10 protein-coding genes and 1 pseudogene are annotated in these 6,261 nt (G+C 38.0%); all 11 read left to right on the forward strand.

The genetic code is table 11. The annotated features are described in order from the left end of the window. Positions 1 to 326, forward strand: a pseudogene (locus tag Aru01_RS18305) (P22 coat - protein 5 family protein); the annotation flags it as partial. A gap of 43 nt (positions 327 to 369) precedes the next feature. Beyond that, positions 370 to 678 carry a hypothetical protein gene (locus Aru01_RS01395; protein ID WP_016657056.1) on the forward strand — a complete coding sequence of 103 codons (309 nt, stop codon included), beginning with the start codon at positions 370 to 372 and terminating at the stop codon, positions 676 to 678. A gap of 4 nt (positions 679 to 682) precedes the next feature. Continuing rightward, complete coding sequence (locus tag Aru01_RS01400; RefSeq protein WP_016657055.1) at positions 683 to 1,057, forward strand: hypothetical protein; 375 nt, start codon at positions 683 to 685, stop codon at positions 1,055 to 1,057. Beyond that, positions 1,054 to 1,428, forward strand: a complete 375-nt coding sequence (locus Aru01_RS01405; protein WP_016657054.1) for a hypothetical protein — start codon at positions 1,054 to 1,056, stop codon at positions 1,426 to 1,428. Before Aru01_RS01400 ends, Aru01_RS01405 begins: the two co-directional genes overlap by 4 nt. Positions 1,429 to 1,487: 59 nt before the next feature. Then, positions 1,488 to 1,859, forward strand: coding sequence for a DUF4431 domain-containing protein (locus tag Aru01_RS01410; RefSeq protein WP_042111061.1), 372 nt, complete (start codon positions 1,488 to 1,490; stop codon positions 1,857 to 1,859). A gap of 65 nt (positions 1,860 to 1,924) precedes the next feature. Continuing rightward, complete coding sequence (locus Aru01_RS01415) at positions 1,925 to 2,362, forward strand: hypothetical protein (protein ID WP_016657052.1); 438 nt, start codon at positions 1,925 to 1,927, stop codon at positions 2,360 to 2,362. Continuing rightward, a complete protein-coding gene (locus Aru01_RS01420; protein ID WP_016657051.1) occupies positions 2,359 to 2,772 on the forward strand; it encodes a phage tail terminator-like protein in 414 nt (137 codons plus the stop codon). Before Aru01_RS01415 ends, Aru01_RS01420 begins: the two co-directional genes overlap by 4 nt. A 107-nt stretch (positions 2,773 to 2,879) precedes the next feature. Next, the gene (locus tag Aru01_RS01425; RefSeq protein WP_016657050.1) at positions 2,880 to 3,587 is read left to right on the forward strand and encodes a hypothetical protein; all 708 of its coding nucleotides are present in this window, start codon (positions 2,880 to 2,882) and stop codon (positions 3,585 to 3,587) included. Between the two features lie 113 nt (positions 3,588 to 3,700). Continuing rightward, positions 3,701 to 4,237 (forward strand): Rha family transcriptional regulator, encoded by a 537-nt coding sequence (locus Aru01_RS01430; RefSeq protein WP_016657049.1) that lies wholly within the window; start codon positions 3,701 to 3,703, stop codon positions 4,235 to 4,237. Positions 4,238 to 4,313: 76 nt separating this feature from the next. Next, complete coding sequence (locus Aru01_RS01435) at positions 4,314 to 5,564, forward strand: hypothetical protein (RefSeq protein WP_016657048.1); 1,251 nt, start codon at positions 4,314 to 4,316, stop codon at positions 5,562 to 5,564. A 2-nt stretch (positions 5,565 to 5,566) separates the two neighbouring features. Then, positions 5,567 to 6,261 (forward strand): hypothetical protein (locus Aru01_RS01440; RefSeq protein WP_042111062.1); only part of this gene is annotated, 695 nt, incomplete at its 3' end.

Here is a 6,261-nt window from a genome sequence, read left to right on the forward strand (position 1 = left end):
TATCAGGCGGTTTGTCTGGCAGTACTTTGGCACTGAATTCTGGTTTGATTCTTCCGGTACCTGATAAATCAGCATTGAGTTTAGGCAATACCTATGTGCCAAACTTAGTCTTTTCTCGTTCAGCAATCGCCTTGGCCACACGTGCACCTGCATTACCAGATGGCGGTGATAGTGCTGATGACCGTACACAGATTGTTGATCCAGTCACTGGTTTGGCCTTTGAAATTGCGGTTTACCGTCAATATAAACAAGTGGTTTATGAAGTCAGCTTGGCTTGGGGTGTTAAGGCAGTGACATCACGTCACATTGGCTTACTGTTGGGTTAATCATTAGGGCGAGCAATCGCCCTTATTTTTTGGAAATAAAAAAATGAATCCATTAAATACCGTCAAGATTAAAGATGGCAACAGTTATCGCATCATCAATGAATCTGACTTCAAACATGGTCTACATGAGCTATGTGAAGGTGAGAAGCTGTCAGCACAGTCAAGTGTGGTCAGTGACTCATCAACGGGCATCACTAAAGCAGACTTAGAAAAGCTGCAGACAGAAAACACTGAACTTAAAGCCAAAATTGCAGAGCTAGAAAAGGCTACTGCTAAAAAGCTTACTGCTGCAGAGCAAAAGGCCGCCAAAGCCGCTGAAGATGCTAAGGCAGCAGAACAATCACAGGAATAATCCCATGAGCTTTATCACTATCAATGATGCAGATGAAATATTGGGGAACGACTTTGCGCCAGATGGTGATAAAGCGACCTTAGTTAAGCAATCAAATGTTTGGATGAAGAATGAAATCGGTTTTATTCCCGACCCAGTTGATCCAATTCTTAAAGATGCTGCATGTGAGATTATCAAAGGCATTTTAGCTGGTGATATCTACTCAGGTGTAGAGCGTCAGACTACACGTGAAATGGTTGATGCTGATGGCGTTAAGGTTGATGAAACCTTTGCTAATGGTAGTGTTGCTCTTTCAAAGTATGAACAGATCGCTAAAGCCTATATTGCATCACTTGATCTGACACCGAGAGGCTTTGCGTTTGGAGTGTATCGGGGATGATTAGAAGTAAGGTTCAATCCAAGTTGGCTAAGGCGTTTGATAAAAAACTGACTGATGCAGTATATCCATTTACCTGTACAAAGGTTATTAATTCAGGTGAGATGGATTTTGAAACGGAAACCTACCCTGAGTCTGAAACTGTAATTTATACGGGGCGTGGAGTGTTGTTTGGCTCGTATGTCAAAGACCTTATTAAACCAGATAATTACCAAGCCGAGGATTGCAAGGCTACTGTGCTACAAAATGAAGTTACTGAAACGCCACAAATTGACGATGAGTGGGAAACTGAAAAGGGGTTTTTTCGCATTATTGATATTGGTGCTGATCCGACTGGGAGTATTTGGAAGATTCAGTTACGAAAAATTAATTAGCCAAAGTACATTAAATTATGCTTAAAATGCAAAGGGCTAGATAATTTGTAAGTAATCTAATGAAAAATTTTATTTTTTTAATTCTCCTAACTATCACATCAGTTTCTTATGCTGAAACTTTTTATTATGGTAAGCCAGCAACTATCAGTGGTAAGTTGTTGCTAATAAAAAGCACACACCCAAACCAAGAAACATTTGGTGGTAACCAAATAGCTGTTACGCTTGATAATGAGATTAATGTCGATGGTGAGGAAGGTCTTGTTAAAACTAGGTTAATTCAGCTAGTTGATACAGATATGGGGCGTTATAACTTGCTTTATAAGAAACATGGAAACCATGTGAAAGTTAACTGTAAAGATTTATTTAGGGCGCATACAGGACACCACATAACAAAAGTACTTTGTTTTGTTGATTCGGCTGCCTTCAAATAATTTATATTCCGATAAAAGTAGTTTTATCTTGATCCCACTTCGGTGGGTTTTTTTATGGGTGAAGCATGTCTAAATGGTCCATCAATCCAACCGATTTTATTGACACAATTACTGAAGATGTTGAGCAACATTGTAAGGACATTATTTCTGATGCCTTGCAACAGGTCACTGTGCGCTCACCAGTTGATAAGGGCTCTTATCGTTTTTCACACATTGTTTCGATTAATGTTGAGGACTACTCAACAAAGCAAGGCAATGGAGATACTGTGCAAGCAGCCGCAAGGACCATTGCTTCATTCAAGTTAGGTGACACTGCGTATATCCAAAACAACACACCTTATGGAGATGTCATTGAATACGGTGGTTATCCTGATCCCGTTAAAAATGGTAGCTGGGTGAAAGGTAAAGGATATATTAAAAAGTCTGCAGGTGGCTTTTCACGACAGGCCCCTAACGGGGTTTATACATTGGCCTTTCAGTATATTGTGAGTAAATATAAATGAGAGATTATGATGCAAAGCGTGAGATGCGAAAGTTGGTTGAATCCTTTACCAGTAAAGGCATCAAAAAAGAACACTTTCAATTCCAAAACCAACTACTTGAAGGTGGCAAGCACTTTACTGCACCACACAATGAAATATGGGCTCAGGTGAGTTTTGGTGGTGGAGATAAGCGAATTGTTGGATTAGCTGATAAACCGTGCACACGTACTACAGGAATGCTGTTCATCCAGTTATTTGCACCACGTAATACAGGAACAGACTCAGGTCTTATTGTTGCTGAAAAACTTGCAGAACACATACAGTTTTATAGTATTGGTGGTCTGGAGTTACAGGCATCTAGCGTTATTGAGGTGCCTAATAATCCAGACTTTTATCAGGTTAATGTGCATACGCCTTACACGGTAAATTAACGAACTAGATCCAACCCAATTGACCTCTAATTAGATTAGTAGGTGAATATTTTGCCTATCATTTTGTTTTTGGATAAGATTGCCAAAATTCTACGAAAAACTATTTTATGAAAAATATTTTAATAGCCTTTTTGATGACGGTTTCTTTAGGAGCTTATGCAGAGAATCTTCAGTGTAAAAATTCATACAAGATTTTTGAAGGTATATATAGTGATTTGTTGAGCGTTAGTAATGGTCCAGAAGTAAATCTTACCTTACTTGGACAGCTTGAAAGTAAGTATGATTACTCAAGATTGTTTACTAGGAATCATCCTGGTCAACTTTATAGTAATGGAGATTGGGTAAGTGTAGACGAGTATAATGATCAAATCATATTATCACATGCAATTAGGCTGGGATCTCGTACGAAGTATTTAGGCATTAAACTGAAAAAATCAAAAGCCAACTTCTTGTCTGGCGTTGGAGAGGTGTGTGTGGTTCCAACGGAGGTAAAACTCTTATATTTAGATAAGGAAATAATTAATCGCTTTGATAATATCTTTGTCCGAGATTTAAAAAATAATACATGGCGTGTATTCATGTATATTGGGATTGAACACAAAAAAGATTTTGATGAATTTTTTCCTGACTTTCCTAAGTCGGTAAAGTTGTCAGAGCGTTATTCCACTTTAGACCCATCATTTGGTGAATCAATAAAAAGAACTGCAGAAATTTATAAAGCATATGATATTGAGTTGACCCCTGAAATGATTGAACAAAGGAAAGAAGCGAGAAGAATTATTAATGAGCGAAGAAAAGCAAATGGGTTTGAATAAGCCTTAAATCTCTACGAATTACCAGACCTCGCGTAAGCGGGGTTTTTTATTGCCTGTTTGTCAGAAATTGCATTTAGCACTCAGGCTCAATACAACTCAAAAAGGAGTTAATCATGAATGCGAAATTTCATCCTGTAGTTAAATTAGTTGAAGTTAATGGGCGTAATCCAGTAACAACAACACTCCAAATAGCGCTTGGATTGCAACTTACACATAAAACGGTAATTCAACTTGTTCGTACTTATTTACCAGATATTCAGGAATTTGGTCGTGTAGAATTCAAAACATCTAATTCCGCATTTGAAATGCCGAATTCAGATCGTGAGTCTACAAGAGGGCGCCATACTCGTTATGCAGAACTAAACGAACAACAAGCAACCTTTTTAATGACATTAATGAGGAATAGTCCACGTGTTATTGATTTTAAGAAAGCACTTGTAAAAGCGTTCTTCGAGGCTCGTACATTACTACAAACAGACTACTTCGCACTACTCCAACAGCGGGAAGCGCTAAATGCCAAACTAGAATGCGAAAAAGATATTGCCAGTACATGCGGTCGTGGATTATCAGGATGGAAAAAGCAACGAGATTCGCTTGAAACAGCAATAGCTAATGTAGATCGTCAAATTCAACCATGCTTGTTTGAATAAATTAACCCCAAATATTCACCTCCTTTACGGAGGTTTTTTTATGTCCATCAATCCATTATTTTAAAGAGGAAATAATATGGGTATCACAAGTAATAATGCTCCAGTACAAATTGAGCCTGGGGAGTTAAAAGATTTATCTGCTTATTATGCAAATAGTGCTCAAGATACTAAAGGTGGTTATGGCGTTGATGCTTTAGAAGAGATCCGTGCGATAGGCAATGGATCTTTCCAGCAAACAGACAAACCTTTTATTGTCGCTCCAATCTTAGCTCAAGGGCAGGTTCGTTTATGCAATGGAAATGGATTTTTAGATCAAAAAGTTGCATGTAAAAAAATAACAGACAAGTCTTTTATCATGCCTATTCAGGAAATACATACAAGTTTGCAGGACTCTGGGGTTGCACCTAATCCATTTGCATCTTCTTTTACTTATGAAGGTGGAGTAACTCATTTTAGATATTTGGGTGAACAGCCAGCCCACGTACTACTAAGTGGATCAATCAAATTATTAGTTCGATTATCAGATAAATCAAACGAAGAATTACGTCTACTTGGTGAAAGCTGGGTACATGCACCAACAATTTGGTTAATGCTACAACATTCACCAAAACCCAAAGCCGATCTTGAGGTTGCTTATCAAATCTCATGCGATCAAGGATGGAAACCACGGGAGTTATTTAAACTTGACCCTTTTACGTCCTATAAAGTCCCATTATTGCCTTATCAAGAGTTAGAGCCATTATTAGTAAATGAGCCGAATAAAACTATCACTATTATTGATGGCTCAATTTTACCGAAAAGTATTGCCGAAAATAATGGAGTTCCAAACAAAGGGCATCGGATTACCTCATGGTTTGATATTGGAGCTGAAACACATCTCTGGATGAAAACTGATGGGCTATCAAATGCAAGTCGTTTTCAGTGGAAAGATAAAAATGGGAACATTCATTACGATACAAGAATTCAATCTGGTGGTGGAAACTCAGCGAATAGAGTAGTTAAGGTTCCAGACTATGCGACTCAATGTCGTGTTTGGTTTAACAATGGAGACCAACCAGATTTAAATACCTCAACGAATATCATTATTAAAGCTGTCCCTGAGCAATATGATCCATATTATGGCTTTTGGGCTGAATATGAGTTCAACGTAAATACACTTCATTATTTTGAACCCAATACTGATTATTTTTTTAGTCTTGATGGCCGAGATGGCAATAAATGGTCATTTGATTCGAGAGGATTCATCCAAATTAGCGGTGGATTGGATTTTAGCCTAAATGTACGAGACCAATTACAGCAACGTTTTGATGAGATGCGAGGAGAGTAATTATGGCTATAGTAATTAAAGAGTTTCAAGTTCCAATGACTATCTTAGTTGGAGAAACTGTCCAGAATGCAGGGGTTGAGTCGGCAAATAATATGCTGACGATGCAAATGTTTTATGATGATGAGTGGGTCGCTAAACCAAGAGATCTTGTACTTTGGTTTAATGGTGGAACTGGATATGGTCTCGAAACCTCAGCTTATGCTCGCCCCAAATATGTCGTAAATAAAGGGTTTGTTTATTTTAATTGTAGTTCTTTCCCTTTCAATTCACATCCCATGAATATTACTTTAAATCCTCAAATGCCAATACACGATTACATCCGGTATGCTTTTGAAGTTCAATCTTTCATTGAGTATGTATATCGAAATTTGGTTAATAATGAGATTGCTAAAAATTTCATTTCGGAAGATTCAAAAATTTGCTTAACAGGCACATCACGAGGCGCTGGTAATGTTTTACAGTGGTCTAATCTAAGCCGTGGTATTTACTCAGAGTTTAAAGATAAGGTTGTAGGAATTGTTGCAAACTCTCCAGCTGGTGGAGATAGCACTGAATCATGGCGTGGCCCTTATATTGCCCAGCGTGCAACCTTTAAGAATTATCAAAATGTAATGCATCGAACAATTGGATGCATTGGGGCAGGAGATACAACAAATACAAATCGTGCTCATATGGAGCGAGTTAACTTCTATTTAAC

It is taken from the genome of Acinetobacter rudis (assembly GCF_000829675.1).
Lineage (GTDB): Bacteria > Pseudomonadota > Gammaproteobacteria > Pseudomonadales > Moraxellaceae > Acinetobacter > Acinetobacter rudis.